Raw genomic sequence first — 20,570 nt, 5'->3', positions numbered from 1 at the left:
CTTTATTATAGGTAGATTGTTTGCGAAAGTTCAAAATAAATGGTAGAATTAAATGTAATAAACCAAGTAGGAAGGTAGGAAAATATATGTTTAAGAGAAATAGAACACTTGGAATAATTTTAATATTATTCATGTTAGTTACTGCAGGATCTGTAGGGTTATTCTTTCATAAAGCCCAAGCAAACCAAGTAAGTGAACTTAATATGTTTAAAAAGCTATTTGTAATTGTGGATTTAGTTAAAAGAAGTTATGTTGAAGAAACAGATATAGATACTTTATTAACCGGTGCTATTGATGGGATGTTGGAGAGTTTGGATGACCCTTATACTGTCTATCTACCACCACGGGATTTTCAGAATATGCAAGAAGAGTTTGACGGTAAGTATGGTGGTATTGGAATAGTTATTACGATGAAGGATAAGCAATTGACTGTAGTTTCTCCAATCACAGATACTCCAGGAGAGCGGGCTGGTTTACAAGGTGGAGATATGATTATGGCCATTGATGGTGTATCGACTAAGAATATGCCGATGGAAGAGGCTGTAGGAATGATGAAGGGTAAGCCTAGTACAAAAGTAACTTTAACTATTAAGAGAAAAGTATCAGAAGAAGAATCTGCTAAGGAGCCTAAAGAATTTGATGTAGATATTGTTCGAGAAGAGATAGAGCTTTCTTATGTTGAATCTGAGATGAAGACAGATAAGATTGGCTATATTCGGTTAGCTCAATTTATTGATGGGGTAGGAGAAGAGATTGCTACTAAGATTGAAGAGCTACATAAAGAAGGAGCCCAAGCTTATATTCTCGATTTAAGAAATAATCCAGGTGGATTATTAAGTGAGGCTGCTAAGGTAGCAAGTAACTTTATTGATAAGGGCTATGTTGTTCATGTTAAAGAACGCCAAGGTGAGAAGACATCTATTCCTGTCTCTAATGAAATTACAGCAACAGATGCACCATTAGTAATTCTTGTAAATGGAGGAAGTGCCAGTGCCTCTGAGATTGTAACTGGAGCTATTCAGGATGATGAACGGGGAGTTATTGTAGGAGAGAAGACCTTTGGTAAAGGTGTAGTACAGAGTGTAGTTCCATTATCTGATGGTTCCGCTGTTAAATTGACTACTGCCAAATATTATACTCCAAAGAATAGATTTATTCATCATCAAGGGATTGAACCTGATGTAGAGGTTAAATATAATCCTGATACTAAAGCAGACGAACAACTAGATGAAGCAATTAAGATATTAGAGGATAAATTAAATTAGAGAGGACTTTTTCTAATGAGTAGAGACAAGATATTAGTCATTTTTGTCAGTTTGACTCTATTATTCTTACTTACATCTTGTAGCCAAGATACTAAGCCAGTGGTCAATCAAGATGAAGAAACAATGGGTCAAGAACCAGTAAATCAAACTATAGAGGTAGATTATAGCAAAACAATAGATGACTATAATAATTATATAGATAGTCTGTTAGAAGATTTAGGATTAAATGATGAAGAGTTTATTGTTCAAGCATCGACAGAGAAGAGGGAGAGAAAGGTTGATGATTATCACTTTACTTGGACTTATAATTATCGTGAGCTAGAAATCCCTCTCTTTGGAAATAAGCTCAAATTATTAGAGACTACTAAAGATAAAATAGTGCATAGACTAGAGGAAGAGTTTGCGATAGTAGAGGTAGATTGGGTAGAAGAGAAAAAGCAAGTGTTAAATATCAAACTTGCTTTTAAACCCCAGTCTACAGGTGAGAAGATAGTTACCCATCAACTTAAATTAGTTCAAGCCAAGCCTAAGGCGAAGTTAGCAATTATACTAGATGACTGGGGTTTTAATCGTAAAGGGACTGAAGAGATGCTGAGCATCAATCGACCTCTGACTATGGCTGTGTTACCTTTCAGACCTCATTCTCAAAAGGATGCTAAATTAATTAAAGAAGCAGGCTTTGAGATGACTTTACATCAGCCACTAGAGCCAATGAATCCTGAGGTCAACCCTGGTAAAGGAGCTATTTATACCACTATGAGTAGTGAAGAGATTAAAGAGATTCTAGAGAAGAACTTAGCTAGTTTACCTGATGTATTGGGAGTCAATCACCATATGGGGTCTAAGGCTTCAGCTGATAGTCATGTCATGACAGAGATTATGAATGTATTAAGAGAAAGAGAGTTGTTTTATGTAGATAGCAGTACCTCTCATAAGTCAGTTGGGTTCGAGACCGCTCAAGAGTATGGTGTTCCAACAGCAGCAAACTATCTTTTTATAGATAATGTTGATGAGAAAGAGGCTGTTGAGAAGATGCTACTTCGTTTAGCTAAAGTAGCCTTAAAGAAGAAGGAGTTAGTAATTATTGGGCATATCCGGATGAATACTGCCTTAGCAATTCAAGAGATGATTCCTACTATTGAAGAAATGGGAGTTAAGCTGGTTTATGTATCTGAATTAGTTAAATAAAACAGTGAAGAGTAATGAGTGATGAGTGACAAGTGATGAATCAAAGCAGCAAGATTAGAAGTTTAAGAAGTTAGGGCACCTACATTTGTGGGTGCTTTTTTAGCTACATTATATTAATTATAATATGAGATATGTGTAATGATAGATAATAGGTATATTGGGACACTTTCGTATTAGTGTAAGTTATCAGTGTGAGTGTGTGTGAAGTGCCTTTATATTGGGGTTTACTCACACTCACACACCCACTCACACTGATATTTAAAAGTGTCGTAATATCTTTCTATTGTGTTATCTTATTATAGATTAATCATTATAAAAAGGTGGGGTGAAGATCATGTCTAAATTTAAATTAGTCTCTGACTACTCTCCAAAAGGGGATCAGCCAGCAGCAATTGAAAGCTTGACTAAAGGGATAAAAGCTGGGATGAAGGAACAGACCTTATTAGGGGTAACTGGATCGGGTAAGACTTTTACTGTAGCAAATGTAATTGAGAAGGTACAGAAGCCTACCCTAGTAATTGCCCATAATAAGACCTTGGCTGCTCAATTATGTAGTGAGTTTATTGAGTTCTTTCCTGAGAATAAGGTTGGTTATTTTGTCAGTTATTATGATTATTATCAGCCAGAGGCCTATGTTCCCCAGACCGATACATATATAGAGAAGGATTCTTCTATCAATGAAGAGGTTGATAAGATGAGATTGGCAGCAACCAGTTCTCTATTTGAACGAGAAGATGTGATTATCGTGGCTAGTGTATCCTGTATCTATGGATTGGGTAATCCGGCAGACTACTTAGATTTGACCTGCCATTTAGAGCGTGGGATGATTAAGGATCGTAGTGATATCATCAGAGAGCTGATAGGCATTCAGTATAAGAGAAATCAGATTGACTTTGCACGAGGAACCTTTAGGGTCAATGGTGATGTAATTGAGATAATTCCTGCTTATGAAGATAAGGCATATCGAGTAGAGCTATTTGGTGATGAGATAGATCAGATTAGAGAGATAAATACTCTAACTGGAGAGATTTTAGGTACACTAGATGAGCTGACCATTTATCCAGCCAGCCACTTTGTTACACCAGAGGATAAGATAGAGCGGGCTTTAAAGGAGATTGAAGAGGAGTTAGAGAAGAGACTTGATTATCTAAGAGGTCAAGGTAAGTTATTAGAGGCTCAAAGATTAGAAGAGAGGACCAAATATGATATGGAGATGTTGGCTGAGGTTGGTTTCTGTTCAGGGATAGAGAACTATTCTCGCCTTTTAGAAGGGCGAGCAGAAGGAAGTCGCCCTCAGACCTTGATTGATTATTTTCCTGATGATTTTCTATTAGTAATCGATGAATCCCATAAGACAATTCCCCAAATTGGAGGAATGTATGCTGGTGACCGCTCTAGAAAGGAGAAGCTGGTAGAGTATGGTTTTAGATTGCCTTCAGCTTTGGATAATAGACCTTTGCAATTTGATGAATTTGAGAGCTTAATCAATCAGGCTATCTATATCTCTGCTACACCAGCTGCTTATGAATTAGACCATAGTCAACAGGTTGTAGAGCAGATTGTTCGCCCAACTGGATTGATAGATCCCGAGGTTGAAGTCAGATCTATCAAGAATCAGATTGATAATTTATTAGATGAGATTCATCAGGTAATAGATATTGGTGAAAGGATTTTAGTAACCACCTTAACCAAGAAGATGGCAGAGGATTTGACTGCTTATCTGGAGCGAGCAGGGATTAAGGTTAGATACCTTCATTCTGATATAGATACTATTGAAAGGTTAGAAATTATTAGAGATTTACGTTTAGGTAAATTTGATGTTTTAGTAGGAATCAATCTGTTGAGAGAAGGACTGGATATTCCCGAAGTATCTTTAGTAGCAATCCTTGATGCTGATAAAGAAGGATTTCTACGCTCTAATCGTTCCTTAATCCAGACAATTGGACGAGCTGCTCGTAATGCCAATGGTAAGGTAATCATGTATGCTGATAAGATGACCGATTCGATGAAAGAAGCAATTGGTGAGACCAATCGTCGCCGTAAAGTGCAGATGGAGTTTAATAAGGAGCATGGGATTATACCCCAGACCATTAAAAAAGAGGTTAGAGAGGTACTCCGTCCTGTAGATATGATTGCTGAAACAAGAGAAGAGTACAAGGTTGATGAAGAGGAGCTAAAGGAGATGTCAGAGGCAGAAATCTTAAGAGAGATTGCTGACTTAGAAGAAGAGATGGAGGAAGCAGCGGCAAATCTAGAATTTGAGTTAGCAGCTCAAATAAGGGATGAGATAGAGGAATTGAGAGATAAACTGTAAATTTTGATAGCACGGAGAGTTTTGGATTTTTAAAAACTCGTAGGAAGGACCTTGAGTTTGAACTAGCAGCTCAGATTAGAGATGAAATTGAAGAGTTACGTTCTAAATTATGATGATAGCACTCTTACGAAGAGTCTTGGGGGTTTAAGACTCAGAGGGTTAATCTAGAATTTGAGTTGGCAGCACAAATCAGGGATGAGATAGAAGAGCTAAGAAATAAGATATAAAATTTGATAGCACGGAGAGTTTTTTGATTTTTAAAAACTCGGAGAAAGAACCTTGAGTTTGAACTAGCAGCTCAAATTAGAGACGAGATTGAGGAATTAAGAATTTATAGGTTTTATAGATATATATTAAAAATTATTATAAAAAATAAAGTTAGCCACGAATTAGCACTAATTAAACACGAATAAGATATTAAAGAAATTAGTTTATAAATAAAATCTTTTGAATTATTCATGTAGATTGGTGAGATTCGTGGCAAAAAATAATTTGATTTATATTTTTGTAGAAATATTTAATCTAAATCATGTATTTTATCGACATTATAATCACCAATTCGTTCTATAGCTTCCTTTATGTCTTCATCTTTCATCTGGGTTCTCAGTGTTGCAGTTACACTTTTTTCCTTAGCATTAATATTAACAAATTTAATACTATCTATTTCCTGTAACTGAGTCTTAATTTTATCGGTAGATTCTTCATCAAAGGAACCATCAATGTATAACTTCTTTTTCATTTTAGCACCTCCTCTTAACTAGTTATCCTTAGTATAACCGATATTTTAATTTTGAATTTAAAGGGATAACTAGATTTCTAATTAGTATAAATTGATAAAGGCTTAATTAAAAAGCGCTTAAAAATAGATTAAAATTCAATTAAAAAGCAGGAATTGTTATAGTTATAGTCTAAATAGAATAAAGAGAATTGGATAATGTGAAATTATTAAGGAACTGTGAAGTATAACCTATATCTGGTCACCTTGGGTTATATGGAGTTAATGGTGAACCCACCCTATATTATATTTATAATATAGGGTTTTATTTTTTTGATTATAATTTAAGTTTTAAATAGAGAAGGGGTGATAAAATGATTAAGTGGAGTAGTGAGTTAGAGCTTGGATATCCAGAAATTGATATTCATCATCGGGTATTTTTAAAGACGATAAATAAATTTTTACAAGAATTAGATGGAGGAATTGATGATTTAAAAGAAAACTTAGAAAATCTCTTATATTTTCTAACTGATTATGTAGAAACCCATTTTTCTGAGGAAGAGGCAATTCAAAAGAAGATTAATTACTCTGCTTATGCTGAACATAAGCAGACACATCAAAAGTTAAGAGATGAGTTAGAGGGGTTAAAGAGGAAATACTGGGAATTAGTACATGATAGCTCTGATCTCTTTTTACTTAAATTATTTATAAGCAATTTAAAAGAGGATTTAATTAATAGATGGATAAAGCATACCAAAAATGAAGACCAACTTATATTTTTAAATTATGATGAGGATGCTATTTAAATTAGATTATCTATTTGAGAATCTTATTAATTTAAAATAAAAATTAATAAGGTTATTTCTTAAATTCTTCCCTGTGTGACCGAATTCACAGAACTAAGATAAGAAAGAGATTATAATTTAATTAAGCTAAGAGCTAGAGTTTAATGGCTGAGGTCTTTATATAAATAAAATTACAAGGGGGAGATTTAAATGGCTAAAAGACAAATTATTACGATTGATGAGGATAAATGTAATGGATGTGGATTATGTGTAACTGGATGTCATGAAGGAGCTTTACAAATAGTTAATGGTAAGGCTAAGTTGGTCAATGAGAGCTTCTGTGATGGATTTGGTGACTGTATTGGGGAATGTCCTACTGGAGCATTGGTAATTGAAGAGCGAGAGGCTAAAGAGTTTGACTTGGATGCAACAGCAGAGCATGTTAGAACTTTAAGAGGTGATGAGGCAGTTGAAGAGATGATGAAGGCTCAGGAGGTACATGAAGCTAAGGAAGAAGCTCCTAAGCATAATCATGGTGGAGGCTGCCCTGGAAGTAGAATGAGAGTAATGAAAAAACCTAGTGGTGGCTGTCCAGGAAGCCAAGCTAAGAGCTTGAAGAAAAATGATAATAATGGGGATTCTGATATAGAGGTTCAATCAACATTACAACAATGGCCAGTACAGATTAGCTTATTATCACCTTTTGCACCATACTTTAAGAATGCTGATCTATTGATCACAGCAGATTGTGTACCTTTTGCTTATGGAGATTATCATCGTAAGTTATTAAAAGGAAAGGCAGTGGCAATTGGCTGTCCAAAGCTAGATGATGGTGATGCTTATGTAGATAAATTGGCAACAATTATTGCTAATAATGATTTAAAGAGTATTACTGTAGCTAGAATGGAAGTGCCTTGCTGTGGTGGAATGGTTAGAATTACAGAGGAAGCAGTTAAAAGATCTGGTGTAGATATAGAGGTTGAGATTGTAACTATTGGAATTAATGGAGAGCTTAAATAATTCAATAAATTGTATTCTTAAACAGGCTGAGAAGCCTGTTTTTGCTTTGAGATATAATTATATTTGTTTTTGTTTGAAAGGAGATTAGCAACCTAACTAATAATGTTCTTTTTATTATTGGAGGAGCTTTAGGAATAGATATACAATTTGCTAGAATCTTCATGGTTAAACTGACTATTTTAATAGTCAGTTTTTATTTTGTTTCATAATCGAAAAATATAGGAGGTATAATTAAAGGTTGCTGAGTTCTTTGAGATGAGAAGATGATTTAAGATAAATAAATTAAAAATTTTAAGTTCTCTCTGTCAATTATTTTGAAAAAGAGAGAGAACACTTGACATCTAAAAATTTACATGATAGATTAAAAAAGTAATAAAAAGACAATATAAGTCCTTTGATAAAATTATATACAATAAAAGGAACCTTTTGTAGTATAGGTGTTGACTTAAATTAAAAAATATAGATATGATTTTGAAGATAAGCTTAAGTCTAAGTTTAAATATAAGTAAAGTATTAAAATAATATTTTATGTTTTCCTCAAGCTCAATCTTATACTTAGAATCTTACTTATCTATAGAAAGGAGAGATTATGGAATATATTCAATTTGCTTTTACTGGGATTAATATCTTAGCTACAGTTTTTTTAATTATGGTAATGAGCTACTGGGTTTTAATAATATTGGGGATCTTTTCTTTTGATGTTATTGAATTTGACTTAGATATAGATTTCTCGTCTAATATGTACTTTGATGGTGGAGTTGAGACAGAAGACCCAAGATTAGAGATTGGTCCAATCAGATATTACTTTCTGCGGATATTGAAATTTTTAAATCTTGGTTCTGTACCTATTATAATTTATGGGACTATTTTCTTTCTTCTATTATGGGTTTTGAGTATGTTGCTGTATTATAGCAATATTTCTCCAAGATCTATTTGGGGGCTCTTAGCATTTATACTAAACTGTATAATCTCAGCTTTTATAACTAAAGGGCTGACAGAACCTTTAAAGAAGTTTTTTAGTTCTATGGAAGATAGAAGTGATATTGAAATTATTGGACAGAGTTGTATCTTAAAATCTAATTTAAGTTCAGCAAATATTGCCCAAGCTGAGATTATAGTCGATGACTATCCTATTATAATAAATGTAAAATCATTGGGTGAGAGTATTATAAGAGGAAGTCGAGCAATTGTAATCTCTAAAGATAATAAGAAAGATATTTATATTGTAAGAGAGCAACTATAGTTATCGACTATAAGTTTATAGAAACTTACATAAGCTATATATGAGAATATTGTATATAAAGAAGTATAAAGCTTCTTTTATATAAAAAGATAATTTAAGGAGGAATATTAATTGGAAATTGGAATTTTGGATATGGGAATGTTAGAAATGATATTGTATGTAGTGGCAGGAGTTGCTTTTCTTATATTTATAGGATTTCCTATATTATTGACACTATTTTATAAGAAGGTTGATCAAGGAACTGCTATTGTTAAGAATGGAATTGGAGGGTCGAAGGTCTCCTTTACTGGAACTTGGATTATCCCAATCTTACACCATTGTGAATTGATGGATGTATCGATTAAAAGAGTAGAGATTGAAAGAAGTGGTAAGGCTGGCTTAGTATGTAAGGATAATTTAAGAGCTGATATTAAGGTTGCTTTTTTTGTAAGGGTAAATCATACTGAAAAGGATGTATTAAGGGTAGCTAAAGCTTTGGGGACTAAAAAAGCTTCTGATACTAATACTTTAATGGAGTTTTTTGATGCTAAATTTTCTGAGGCTTTAAAGACAGTTGGTAAGAAGTTTGAGTTTACTCAGCTTTATACTGAAAGAGATACTTTCAAGGAAGAGATTCTTCAAGTTATAGGAACTGACTTGAATGGTTATGTCTTAGATGATGCTGCGATTGATTATTTAGAACAGACAAATATAGCAAATTTAGATGAGAATAATGTACTTGACTCAGAAGGTATTAAAAAGATTATTGAATTAACTGCTGAGCAAGCAATCAGAGCCAATGAAGTTAAACGAAATAAAGAGAAAACGATTGTAAAACAGGATGTAAGTGCTAGAGAAGCCGTATTAGAGCTTCAAAGACAACAGGCTGAAGCAGAAGAGAAGCAAAAAAGAGAAATAGCTAATCTGAAATCAAGAGAAAATTCTCAGATAAAGATTGTAGAGGAAGAAGAACGCTTAAAGGCAGAAAGAACAAGAATTAAGACAGATGAAGAAATTTCAATTGCTGAAGAGAATAAAGATAGACAGATTATTATTGCTAGAATAGCTAAAGAGGGAACGGAGTCTGTAGAGCAAGAAAGAGCACAAAAAGAGACTGAGATAGAGAGAACAGAGAGAGAAAAGATAGTTTCACTAGCGGAGATAGCCAAGGAGAAGGATTTAGAAAAAGAGAAGAAGAGTATGCAAGAGGTAGTCAGAGAGAGGGTAATAGTAGAGAAATCGGTAGCTGAAGAGGAAGAGAAGATAAAAGATACTAGAGAGATAGCTCAGGCTAATAGAGAGAAGACGGTAAGTGTTACAAAGGCTGAAAGTGATGCCGAGGTTAAAGCAATTGATAAGATCAAACTTGCGGAAGCAGAGAAGAGAAGTGCTCAAGAATTAGCTGAGAAAGAGGTTATCATGGCAGATACTGAATTAAAGACCTCCCATAAAAAGGCTGAATCTATCAAGATCATGGCAGATGCCAAGGCTGAGGAAGCTTCTGTACAAGGAATCTCTGACTCTAGAGTAATGAAGGCACAAGCAGAAGCCTTTGAAGCAGACGGTGCTTCAAAAGCTAAGGTTGAAGAGATGCAAGCAGCAGCAGAAGCTAAAGCAATTAAGATTAAAGGTGAATCAGAAGCTCAAGTAACTAGAGAGAAGGCATTAGCAGAGGCAGAAGGAATCAATAAGAAAGCAGAAGCAATGAAGAAATTAGATGCTGTAGGAAAAGAGCATGAAGAGTTTAAATTAAAGCTGAATAAAGATAAAGAGGTAGAATTAGCAGAGATCAGCATTCAAGCCGAGATAGCCAGAGCACAGGCAGAAATAATGAGAGATGGCTTGAAGAATGCTAATGTTGATATTGTTGGTGGAGATTCTATCTTCTTTGATAAGCTAATAAATTCGATCAGTACTGGAAAGCAAGTTGATAGATTAGTCAACAACTCTAATGTTTTAACAGATGTAAAGGATACATTTTTTAGTGGTGATATAGATAATTTCCAAAAGCAATTAAAGACTTTAATTGATAGCTTTAATGTAGATTCTGAAGCTATCAAGAACCTTACAATTTCCAATGCTATAATGAAGTATATGGACAGTTCTAATGGTACTCCAAATACAGTTATTAGTAGAATTTTGGACAAAGCTAAAGAGCTTGGAGTAGAGAATGATCCAATAAAATCGATAATTGGGTAAGGGGATAGATATGAGCAAAGAGAGTAAAGAAGAGAAAAAACAAGAAGGTATTGCGACCTATAATGTTATTAAAAATAGGCTGCTAGAAAGTTCAGCAGAGTTGAAAGATAAGTTAGAAAGATTGAATCAAAAAAGAATTGAGATCTATGGGGAGACTAAAAATACTTTAAAGAAGAGTGAAGCTATAGTTACAGAGAATAGCTGTATACCTAGGGATATAGTTCCTGTAGGGAATAAGGTTATATTAGGGTATAATGTACATCTTGGATTAAAATCAGAAACTAAATTAAGTGATGTCTTCTCTGTATATACTTATAATGGAAGTAGATTTGCTAGAGAGGAGTACTCTTTATTAGATGATAAGCAGTTTAAAAGTGATTTTAGAGAGCTATATCAATATTATAAAGAGAGCTTTTTTGCTAAATTTCATGAGAAAGATAATTTTATTTATATGGTCTTTCAAAATGGGGAAAAGGTAGATGATATTAAAAGCTTTAAATGGCTGCTAAAAGAAGATGGTACTATAGAATATTTAGGAAATAGGTTCAGCCATGAAATTACATATCCTACCCAGCAAGAGATTGAATGGAAAGAGACTACAAGAGAAGACCAGGTTGCTGGTCTTCATCCCCATATCTCTATTGAAGATCGTGTATTTGTAGAGACAATTGGTGGAACCTTAACCTTAAAGATAGAGGACAATACAAATTCTGGAGAAGGAATTTATGCAGAAGAGGTAGAGCAGAAGGATCAGAAGCTTGATGATGCTGATGTCTTTTATGCTATAGTAGGAAATCTTATCTTACTTAAGATGAAGCCTTATCAAGAAGATAATTATAGATATATTGTTTTCAATGAGAAGACAAAAGAGGTACAACGGATAGATTCTATCGGAAAATCGGTAGTATTACTTCCAGAAGATCATGGAATAATCTTTCCTGATGGAATCTTCCTGCAATCAGGAGGCTTTAAGAGGTTTGAACTAGACTATCAGAATATAGTCTTTCAGAATAAAAAAGCTTCAATCAATGGTGAAGACTATCAATATATCTTTTTTGATAAGGTAACAGGTGAGTATTATATTCATAATTATAATATCATTCATCAAGAGATTGAGACTCCAATAATCTGTAATGGCTATTCCCATTTTGATAATGGAGAGATGGTTATCTTTAAAGCAGGGCAAGAGCCTAAAAGAAATCATACTATCCAAATTTGGCAGACCTCCTTTGCTAAAGATATAGTCAAGGCAAAGGAAGAGGATAAAGATGGATTTTTATATAATATAGGAAATAAAGAGATAGTTAGATTGATGGCTGACTGTTATTCTCTCTATAATTTATCTAAAAAAGATGATAGCTACTATGGGTTGTATATAGATATAGTAAGAGATGCAGAAAAGATTATAAATAATTATTTTTGGGTAGATAAAGAGGAAGCTTTTAATCTAAAACAGTCTTTGCTTAAGATTAAAGAAGCAGGGGCAATTGCAATTAAAGAGTTTGATAAGGTTACGAAGATAAAAGAGAATACAGCCAATCAATATGAGCAAGTAAGAGAGAAAGTAGAAGATATCACAAAAGCAATTGGCTACAATACCTTTGAAAATATAAATGATTTTGTAAAATATTTGACCAAAATAAGAAAAGTAAGAGGAGAAATTGCTGGATTAAAGGACTTACAGTTTATTGATGAAGAAAAGGTTGAAGCTTTATCCTTAAAGATAAAGGAGAAGAATGATAAATTATCAGAGGATTGTGTAGAGTTTTTATTAGCTGATGATAGTTTAAACCCCTATATAGAATCGGTAGAAGAGATAGAGCTTCAATTAAACAATATTGAAAAAGTTATTGATGGAAGAGAATTGAATGAGAAGATAATAAAGGTATCAGAAGAACTAGAGCTCTTAATCAATATAGTAAATAGTTTGAAGATAGAAGATGCCACTAAGACTTCTGAAATAATTGATAAGATCTCTCTGCTTTTTTCTAATTTGAATCAAAGTAAATCAAAGTTGAAGAACAAGATAGATAATTTAAATGCTAAGGAGAAGGAGTCTGAGTTCTATTCTAAACTAAATTTATTGACTCATTCTGTATCCAACTATTTAGATCTATCTACTACTGTGGAAAAAACCGAAGACTATATGTCTAAGATAATAGTACAAATTGATGAATTAGAGAGTAAGTTCTCTGATTTTGATAATTTTGTAGTAATGCTAACTGAGAAAAGAGAAGAGATCATATCAACCTTTGAATCAAAAAAGCAACAATTACTGGAGAAGAAGAATAGAAAGATAGACTCTTTGGGCAATGCTGCTAAGAGAATCTTTAAAGGCTTAGAAAATATGGTCAAGTCTTTTGAAGAAGTAAGCTCGATCAATGAACTTCTTTCTACTAGTCCCATGGTAGATAAGATCAGAGATATTATAGAACAGCTAATAGAGCTTGGGGATAGTACCAAGGCTGATGATATTGAAAATAAGTTGAAGTCCTTGAAAGAGTCTAGCATCAAGCAGTTAAAGGATAAAAAGGAACTATTCTTAGATGAAAATACTATCAAATTTGGAGATAATCATTTTCTAGTCAATAGTCAAAAACCTGAACTGAGTTTGCTAAAAAAAGAAGATGGATTTTACTTTCATATCTCGGGTACCGATTTTTGGGAGAAGGTAAATGAAGAGGAGTTTACTAAATATAAAGAGGTTTGGGAGCAGAAGGTTATATCTGAAAATGATGATGTCTATCGGGCAGAATTTTTGGCCTATAATATCTTCAAGGGATATCAAGAGGATAATTCTTTAGAAGAATTATATCAGAAAGATGAGAAGGTTTTAAGTAGTGTAATAAAGGAGTATATAGAGAACCATTCTAAAGAGTATTATACCAAGGGTGTCCATGACCATGATGGAACAAAGATATTAAGTGCTTTGGTCGATACCTATCTAGAATTAGAGTTGGCTTCCTACAATCCCAAAGTTAGGGCCATTGCAAATCTATTTTGGGAATGCGAATTAGCCGAAGATAGAAAAGAAAAACTAGAGAATAGATTAAGGACTGTCAATCTTATAGCAAAATACTCTAAGCGGGGATTGGTAGGGGGATTTATTCCAGCGTTGGCTCAAAAGATAGGAGCCTTTGTAGCTAAGAATCCTTGGATAGAGTCCCATCAATTTACTAAGGTGGCTGAGTACCTTGCTAAAGAGATAAGTCAGCATGAGAGTTTTGTAGTAAGTACAGAAGCAGCAGAAGTATATGAAGATTTTAATAACTTCCTTGTGTCAAAGGGGGCTAAAGGAGATTTTAAGAAATCTTTAGAAAATTTAAAGGATGATTTAGAAGGAAAATATATTTTAATCAACGAATGGGTTAAGTCTTATCTGTATGAGAGGAAATTAGAGTTTAATGATTATCTTTATGAAGTGATATCTATTTTAATCTTAGGTGACTATGATAAGCGGAGAATAATCAATAAAAAGTCTGAGATAATCATAGATAAGTTGGTAGGAACTCATCAATCTATTGAGAATGGTAAGTATAAGGTAAATGTTGTAGAGTTTTTTGATAAGCTTGATAACTTTAAAGAGAATATTATTCCTCAATATGAAGAGTTTCAGAAATTAAAGATTAAGAAGATTGAAGCTATCAAGAATCAGATTAACTTTAAAGCACTACAACCAAAGGTATTGACTTCCTTTGTAAGAAGTAAATTGATAGACCAGGTTTATCTGCCTTTAATTGGAGATAACTTGGCCAAACAGATAGGTACAGCAGGAAAGAGCAAGAGAACTGATAATATGGGAATGCTACTGATGATATCTCCACCTGGCTATGGTAAGACTACTTTGATAGAGTATATTGCCAACAGATTGAGTATGATGCTGGTTAAGATAAATTGTCCAACTATCGGTCATGGCGTTACTTCCCTTGACCCAGCTGAGGCTGAGAATGCCAGTGCTAGAGAAGAGTTAAAGAAGTTGAATTTAGCCTTTGAAGTTGGAAATAATGTGATGATTTATTTAGATGATATTCAGCATTCAAATCCAGAGTTTTTGCAGAAGTTTATATCTTTATGTGATGGGCAGAGAAAGATTGAAGGTGTTTATAAAGGAGCCAGTAAAACCTATGAATTTAGAGGGAAGAAGGTTGCTGTAGTAATGGCTGGAAACCCTTATACTGAGAGTGGAGATAAGTTTAAGATTCCTGATATGTTAGCAAATAGAGCCGATGTATATAATCTAGGAGATATGTTAAGGGAGAATGAAGAGGCCTTTAAGCTAAGCTATCTAGAGAATGCTATTACTTCAAATAGTTACTTGAACAAGATATATATGAAGTATCCTGAGGATATCTATAAGTTAATTCAAGCTCTTGCTACAGGTGATAGAGGTGATATTAACTTAACTGGTAGTTATACTGAAGAGGATATAGAAGAGGCTTTAAAGGTCTTAGAGAGTTGTTTGAAGATAAGAGATGAGATATTAAAGGTGAATATGGAGTATATCTATTCCTCTTCCCAAAGTGATGAATATCGAACAGAGCCTCCTTTTAAGCTCCAAGGCTCTTATAGAAATATGAATAAGATTGTGGAAAAGGTAGTCCCTATTATGAATGATAGTGAGATAGATAGGCTAATAGAGAATAGCTATAACAATGATGCCCAGACGTTAGCAACTGAAGCGGAGGCAAGCTTATTGAAGTTCTATGAAATTACTGATAGAATGAGTAAAGAAAGAAAGGCAAGGTGGACAGAGATAAAGGAGATTTATTTGAAGAAGAAATCAGAAGAAGGCGGTCAAAGGATAATTGAAGTGATAAGAGAGTTGAATAATATAGGAGAAAATCTGAAATTAATAGGAAGTAGTATGAAAAATAGTTGATTTTTCTTAAAGTAAGATAATAAAGAAGAATATCAAATAGTAGTTCAAATTTTAAGGGTAAAAAATAACTAATAGTAGAGAAATAAAGAGATGACTCTTCAAAAATGAAGAGTCATCTCTTTATTTTGGTGTTATAAATTTTATTTTTTCAAAAATAATTGACAAAGTATTAAAAGAGGAGTAAAATAATAAACAAGATATGTAATAGTTATAACGGTTACAACTATTACATATAATAAATTAAGAGGAGGGCGAATAGAATGGATGGCAAAGTCAACTTAATTGGACAGTTTGCAACAGATTGGATTAAATATAGTGATTATGAGATTAAGGAAAACTCAGCAGGCCAAATTTATATTACTCCAGCTAAAGAAGCTAGTTTTACTATGTATAATCCCTTTAATGTCGCAGAAGATTTAATTTTGGATTTAATCAATCTTGGTGATAATGCTCTAAATTTAGAAGAAGATAATCAAGAGAAATTAAATAATGATATCTTGATATTTGCTAGAAAATATGGTTTATTGGGTTTGATAAGTGCTAGTGTATATAATCGAAATATTATAGGTGATAAAAAGGTCTTATTGATTGAAAATAACTTGGTTAGTAAAGAAAAGATGATGGATGAGAGCGATTATTTAAGTCAATTTATTCCTTTTACTAAAGAAGGTGATATTGTAATTAAAGAGTATAGAAATAGTGTTGATGTAGTAAAAAGAGAGGATTCACCTAAGTACTATGGTAAGCGTCCCCTTGTCTTAGACCTTGTTTTTTCAAGATTTTATTCTGAACAGCTTAAATGGATAATAGATTTTGCTAAGATGATCTCTTCACATTTTAATCAATTATTAATATATCAAAATGAAGCTGGCAATTTAACTGAAAATGTTACAATTATGGCTGGCAAGTTTCAAGCACATAAGATTGGTTTTACAATAAATCAATTGGATAATACCAATATTGCTTGGCAGTTTGATTCACTAAAAACTGCTATCGAAACAATTTACGCCTTTGCAGTTACTGATGAATCAACATTGATTAATAGATGTAAGTACTGTGATAGTGCCTTTATCTCTAACAATGCTAGGACTAAATATTGTAGTGTATCTTGTAGGAATTGTGCTAATGTCCAAAAGAGTAGAGAGAGAAAAGCTAAGGGTTCTTAAAGAATAAGGGAGATAGATGTGTCAATTTAAGATGAAACTTTATGGGTATATTAAAACACTTTCGATATTAGGTTGGTAGGTGGTTAGCTAGTTGGACTTTCCTAACTTCTATCCACCTACCGCCTAAATGTCGCTTTTTACCTGTTAAACATAGAAGACTTATTCACTACGCTTTGAAGAATAATAATAGGGTGGCGTTTTAATCCATCCTCTTTTTCTCATTAATGAATTGAGCATAGCACCAAACTTAACTCTAGTTAAGAGAAAATTTAACCAAATAGTGCCTATATCGGCTCTAATTGCTTGGCTGATACCTGAGGCACATAGAGTAATTGCTGAGACAGTTTTAAGTGATAGTCCATTAGCAATCTCATCATCAGTCAACTTAACTCCGAGAGGAATATCGTCAGGGTTAGAGTGTGGTTTGGGGGTTGGAGTGGGTGGTAGGGAAATACCTTCTTTTTTAAAGAGTTCTTCTATTTTTTTAATCTGCCTCTTACAATCTTCAAAGCTATGTTTTAAGGTAACTATCAATTCATCATCAGTAGTTGTATTTAGGGCTATCTCTACATAGCGATTTGCTTCAGTTAGTGTACCATGGTAAAGCCATAAATTCATTACCTCTCCTATATGCATTGGACTTTTAGGCTCATCATCTGTTACGTTGCTTAAGATTCCTGTTAAAGCATCTTTGATGCTGGTCATCTAAAGTTCACCTCCTTGTATCTATTCTCTTCAAGGAATTTTTTATTATTCATTTACTTTGTTTTAGTTTTTATTAACGAAATTTATTCAAAGTTTTTTAGCTAAAAAAGTAATAATTTAATACCTTAGTAGAGTAATGTTGTATTTGATGGCTTTAGAGTATAAAATAATTATAACAAGCTAAAAGAAAGGAAGAATATATGATGAAATTAGAGATTAAGATAGGTGATTCAATAAAAGTAAAATCCAATGTAAAGTGCCCAGATGATGAAGAAATTTCAATAGGAGGATGGCAGGGAAGAGTACTAAATATATTTGAGTTCAAGGAAGAAGATACTTATAGTTGTGCTGTTCAATGGGATAGTATTACTTTAGAAGAGATGTCTGAAGAGTTTATTATTACTAGCAAAGAAGAAGGCTTAGGGTATGCCAAGATTAATCTTGATGTTAAGGATTTAGAGAAGGTTGATCCTAGAGATAATAAAGAGGATGTAGAAAAGCTTATTAATCAGATTGAAGAAGAGTATGATTGGGTATTTTGGGGGCTTGGAGAGCAAGGGAAAAGGATTAATCAAGTTCTAAAAAATATTAAGAATAGAGGTATTATGGCAACTTTAGATGTATGGGAAAAACATTTAGAAGAGGTTCTTGATTTTCCTTTTGAAGCTGAGGTTTTTGAATATCAAGAACCAGAAGGTGCTTTAAAGCAAGGTGACAGATTAAGTGTCAAGAAGATAGAGATGATAGATGACTTATATGGAATAATTATAAAAGCTAGAAAAGGTAGAAAGAAATATCACTTTCCTCTATGTGATTTAGAAGCTATTGATAAGGAAAGTTCAAATTATAAATACTTAGATGATTATGCAGTTTGGTTTGCTAATCGTTAACTTGTTGAGTAATAATTTATATTCCCTTAAAACTGGCTATTTTAATAGTTGGTTTTTAGTTTTTAATACCATAAAAATTAGGATATAATAAAATTGAGGTGATAATAATGAAGCTACCCTATGGAATTTCTGATTTTAGAGCCTTACGTGAAGAAGGCTATTTATATATTGATAAGACAAGTTATATTGAGAAATTAGAAAACTTATCAGCTAAGTATCTCTTTTTTATTAGACCAAGAAGATTTGGCAAGAGTCTCTTTTTATCTACTTTGGAGCATTATTATGATATTAACCAGAAGGATAATTTTGAGAAGCTATTTGGTGATTTATACATAGGTCAAAATCCAACTAAATTAAGGAATAATTATCTTATTTTAAAGTTAAATTTTTCAGGGTTAAATACAGATAATGAAGATAGATTAGAGAATTCCTTTAGATTAAGTTTAATTGATTCAATTTTTGATTGTTTAGATAGGTATAAAAAATATTTTGATAATGGATTAGAAATTAAGGCTAGAATAAAGGATATTGAAGATATAGGTGCTATTTTAAGCATTTTCATCACAGCAGTAAAGAAGTTAGAGCAAAAAGTTTATTTAATAATTGATGAATATGACCATTTTGCTAATGATATAATTGCTATGGGTGAAAGTAAATTTTATAAAAATATTATCAGAGCAACTGGTTTTGTCAGAGATTTTTATGAGACAGTTAAGATAGGAACTGAAAATGTAATAGATAGAATCTTCATTACTGGAATTTCTCCAATTATGCTTGATGATCTGACTAGTGGCTTTAATATAGCTAGTAATTTGACTATGAATCCTATACTTAATGAGATGCTAGGTTTTACAGAAGATGAGGTAAATAGAATTATAAGTGAATTTAATATGATTGATGACAAATTATCCTTAGTTGAATTGAAGAATAATTATAATGGTTACTTATTTAATCATCGTGGGAAAAAGAGGGTTTATAATCCAGATATGGTCTTGTACTTCTTTAATCAGTGGCAGATGACCGGTTTTTATCCAGAGGATTTAATAGATGAGAATGTAAAGACCGATTATGGTAGGCTAAATCGCTTAGTTAGCAATGAAGAGAATAGATGGGTCTTAGAAGAGATTATCTTGAATGAAGGTATAGTAGCTGACCTTGTTACTAAGTTTTCTTTCGATAGGATGTATGATGATGAATACTTTGTTTCACTCTTATTTTATATGGGATTGTTGACAATAGATAGGCGAGAGAGGATGAGACTCTTTTTAAAGATACCTAATTATGTGGTTAAGACTATCTTTTGGGAATATATTGAGAAGAGTTTAGAAAGTAGGTTTGAGATTAGATTAAGTACCAACGAATTAAGAAAATCTATAGAAAATTTGGCTTATGATGGTCAGATAATGCCTTATATCGACTATATAAGTGAGAATGTTTTAAAGAGGTTATCGAATCGAGATTTACAGAACTTCGATGAGAAGTATATTAAGGTAATATTATTTTCCTATCTTGTTGATAGTAAGGCGTACAAGCCAGTCAGTGAAAGAGAGGTAGAGAAGGGTTATATTGATATCTACTTAGAGAAGGATTTAAGAATGCCAGATGTGAAGTATGAATGGATTATTGAGTTGAAGTATTTGAAGAAGAGTGCGAAAGATCGGTTAGATGAGGTTAAGGAAGCGGGGCTAAGGCAGTTAGAGGATTATGCAAAAAGCAAGAATTTTGAGGATAGGGAGAATGTGAAGAAGGTGTTGTTGGTGTTTGTAGGCAAAGAAGAGTATTATTTAATTGAGGATTGAGAATGGAGAATTGATAATTAGGAAACAACAAAACTACATAAACATAGTGTATATTTTTGAAATGGTTTAGAATAGTTGTTATATATGGGTGTGTTGATTTAGAATAAAATTTAATTGGATATTGCGATACTTTTCACTTTGGTAGTTAAGGGTTAGGTAGTTGGATTTTACTAACCCCTACCCACCTGCCTTCTAAATGTCACTTTTTCTCTATATAGAATCATAGTTAACTTTTATTCTAGACTCACATATATAGATATCCAAGTCTAAAGTGTAATAAAAGACTAAAGATCAAAAGCTAAAGATTAGCAACGAATTAACACGAATTAGAGATTAAAAGATTAATTAATCTTTTAGTTTTATTCGCGTAAATTCGGTAGATTCGTTGCTGAAAGTTATCTTTTAAGGTTTTTAGTTAAGAAC

Annotated in this window: 13 protein-coding genes, 3 pseudogenes and 1 riboswitch; of the genes and pseudogenes, 14 read left to right on the top strand and 2 right to left on the bottom strand. The window is 32.9% G+C overall.

Annotated features, from left to right (window positions below; translation table 11 throughout):
* Positions 1–86: 86 nt before the first annotated feature.
* The 6 genes and pseudogenes from ACTCDL_RS03275 to ACTCDL_RS03250 form a co-directional block, all read left to right on the top strand.
* Positions 87–1,265 carry a S41 family peptidase gene (locus ACTCDL_RS03275; protein ID WP_463173977.1) on the top strand — a complete coding sequence of 393 codons (1,179 nt, stop codon included), beginning with the start codon at positions 87–89 and terminating at the stop codon, positions 1,263–1,265.
* Positions 1,266–1,280: 15 nt separating this feature from the next.
* A complete protein-coding gene (locus ACTCDL_RS03270; protein WP_463173975.1) occupies positions 1,281–2,453 on the top strand; it encodes a divergent polysaccharide deacetylase family protein in 1,173 nt (390 codons plus the stop codon).
* Between the two features lie 334 nt (positions 2,454–2,787).
* Entirely contained in the window at positions 2,788–4,767 is a 1,980-nt protein-coding gene (uvrB, locus tag ACTCDL_RS03265; RefSeq protein ID WP_463173973.1) for an excinuclease ABC subunit UvrB, read from the top strand.
* 47 nt (positions 4,768–4,814) lie between these two features.
* A pseudogene (locus ACTCDL_RS03260) lies at positions 4,815–4,880 on the top strand (UvrB/UvrC motif-containing protein); the annotation flags it as partial.
* Between the two features lie 51 nt (positions 4,881–4,931).
* Positions 4,932–4,994 (top strand): annotated as a pseudogene (locus ACTCDL_RS03255) (UvrB/UvrC motif-containing protein); the annotation flags it as partial.
* Positions 4,995–5,039: 45 nt separating this feature from the next.
* Positions 5,040–5,180: pseudogene (locus tag ACTCDL_RS03250) on the top strand (UvrB/UvrC motif-containing protein); the annotation flags it as partial.
* Between the two features lie 104 nt (positions 5,181–5,284).
* Here the strand turns inward: ACTCDL_RS03250 and ACTCDL_RS03245 are convergent.
* The gene (locus ACTCDL_RS03245) at positions 5,285–5,506 is read right to left on the bottom strand and encodes a cation transporter (protein ID WP_097019219.1); all 222 of its coding nucleotides are present in this window, start codon (positions 5,504–5,506) and stop codon (positions 5,285–5,287) included.
* Positions 5,507–5,707: 201 nt separating this feature from the next.
* A riboswitch (cyclic di-GMP riboswitch) is annotated at positions 5,708–5,791 on the top strand.
* Positions 5,792–5,856: 65 nt separating this feature from the next.
* Here ACTCDL_RS03245 and ACTCDL_RS03240 point away from each other — a divergent pair.
* The 6 genes from ACTCDL_RS03240 to ACTCDL_RS03215 all read left to right on the top strand — a co-directional run bounded on the left by ACTCDL_RS03240 (position 5,857) and on the right by ACTCDL_RS03215 (position 16,753).
* Positions 5,857–6,288, top strand: coding sequence for a bacteriohemerythrin (locus tag ACTCDL_RS03240; RefSeq protein WP_097019218.1), 432 nt, complete (start codon positions 5,857–5,859; stop codon positions 6,286–6,288).
* 189 nt (positions 6,289–6,477) lie between these two features.
* A complete protein-coding gene (locus ACTCDL_RS03235) occupies positions 6,478–7,287 on the top strand; it encodes an ATP-binding protein (protein ID WP_463173970.1) in 810 nt (269 codons plus the stop codon).
* Between the two features lie 589 nt (positions 7,288–7,876).
* The gene (locus ACTCDL_RS03230; protein WP_463173968.1) at positions 7,877–8,530 is read left to right on the top strand and encodes a hypothetical protein; all 654 of its coding nucleotides are present in this window, start codon (positions 7,877–7,879) and stop codon (positions 8,528–8,530) included.
* A 111-nt stretch (positions 8,531–8,641) separates the two neighbouring features.
* On the top strand, positions 8,642–10,708 hold the full coding sequence (locus ACTCDL_RS03225) for a flotillin family protein (protein WP_253250801.1): 2,067 nt from the start codon (positions 8,642–8,644) through the stop codon (positions 10,706–10,708).
* Between the two features lie 10 nt (positions 10,709–10,718).
* Positions 10,719–15,587, top strand: a complete 4,869-nt coding sequence (locus ACTCDL_RS03220; RefSeq protein ID WP_463173965.1) for a DNA repair ATPase — start codon at positions 10,719–10,721, stop codon at positions 15,585–15,587.
* 260 nt (positions 15,588–15,847) lie between these two features.
* Positions 15,848–16,753, top strand: coding sequence for a CGNR zinc finger domain-containing protein (locus ACTCDL_RS03215; RefSeq protein WP_463173963.1), 906 nt, complete (start codon positions 15,848–15,850; stop codon positions 16,751–16,753).
* 159 nt (positions 16,754–16,912) lie between these two features.
* Here ACTCDL_RS03215 and ACTCDL_RS03210 read toward each other — a convergent pair whose 3' ends face one another.
* Positions 16,913–17,458, bottom strand: coding sequence for a DUF3231 family protein (locus ACTCDL_RS03210; RefSeq protein ID WP_463173961.1), 546 nt, complete (start codon positions 17,456–17,458; stop codon positions 16,913–16,915).
* Positions 17,459–17,661: 203 nt separating this feature from the next.
* Here ACTCDL_RS03210 and ACTCDL_RS03205 point away from each other — a divergent pair, with 203 nt between their 5' ends.
* Positions 17,662–18,348 (top strand): calcium-binding protein, encoded by a 687-nt coding sequence (locus ACTCDL_RS03205; RefSeq protein WP_463173960.1) that lies wholly within the window; start codon positions 17,662–17,664, stop codon positions 18,346–18,348.
* A 104-nt stretch (positions 18,349–18,452) separates the two neighbouring features.
* Positions 18,453–20,147 carry an AAA family ATPase gene (locus ACTCDL_RS03200; protein ID WP_463173986.1) on the top strand — a complete coding sequence of 565 codons (1,695 nt, stop codon included), beginning with the start codon at positions 18,453–18,455 and terminating at the stop codon, positions 20,145–20,147.
* Positions 20,148–20,570: the final 423 nt, after the last annotated feature.

Source organism: Orenia sp. (genome assembly GCF_055140805.1).
Note: the sequence above shows the minus strand (reverse complement) of the source record. Positions and strands in the feature narration are given on the sequence as shown.

Coding starts and splice junctions, on each gene's coding strand:
- ACTCDL_RS03205 (WP_463173960.1), top strand. CDS start 17,662: ATGAAATTAGAGATTAAGATAGGTGATTCAATAAAAGTAAAATCCAAT.
- ACTCDL_RS03230 (WP_463173968.1), top strand. CDS start 7,877: ATGGAATATATTCAATTTGCTTTTACTGGGATTAATATCTTAGCTACA.
- ACTCDL_RS03275 (WP_463173977.1), top strand. CDS start 87: ATGTTTAAGAGAAATAGAACACTTGGAATAATTTTAATATTATTCATG.
- ACTCDL_RS03235 (WP_463173970.1), top strand. CDS start 6,478: ATGGCTAAAAGACAAATTATTACGATTGATGAGGATAAATGTAATGGA.
- ACTCDL_RS03220 (WP_463173965.1), top strand. CDS start 10,719: ATGAGCAAAGAGAGTAAAGAAGAGAAAAAACAAGAAGGTATTGCGACC.
- ACTCDL_RS03210 (WP_463173961.1), bottom strand. CDS start 17,458: ATGACCAGCATCAAAGATGCTTTAACAGGAATCTTAAGCAACGTAACA.
- ACTCDL_RS03215 (WP_463173963.1), top strand. CDS start 15,848: ATGGATGGCAAAGTCAACTTAATTGGACAGTTTGCAACAGATTGGATT.
- ACTCDL_RS03245 (WP_097019219.1), bottom strand. CDS start 5,506: ATGAAAAAGAAGTTATACATTGATGGTTCCTTTGATGAAGAATCTACC.
- ACTCDL_RS03270 (WP_463173975.1), top strand. CDS start 1,281: ATGAGTAGAGACAAGATATTAGTCATTTTTGTCAGTTTGACTCTATTA.
- ACTCDL_RS03240 (WP_097019218.1), top strand. CDS start 5,857: ATGATTAAGTGGAGTAGTGAGTTAGAGCTTGGATATCCAGAAATTGAT.
- uvrB (WP_463173973.1), top strand. CDS start 2,788: ATGTCTAAATTTAAATTAGTCTCTGACTACTCTCCAAAAGGGGATCAG.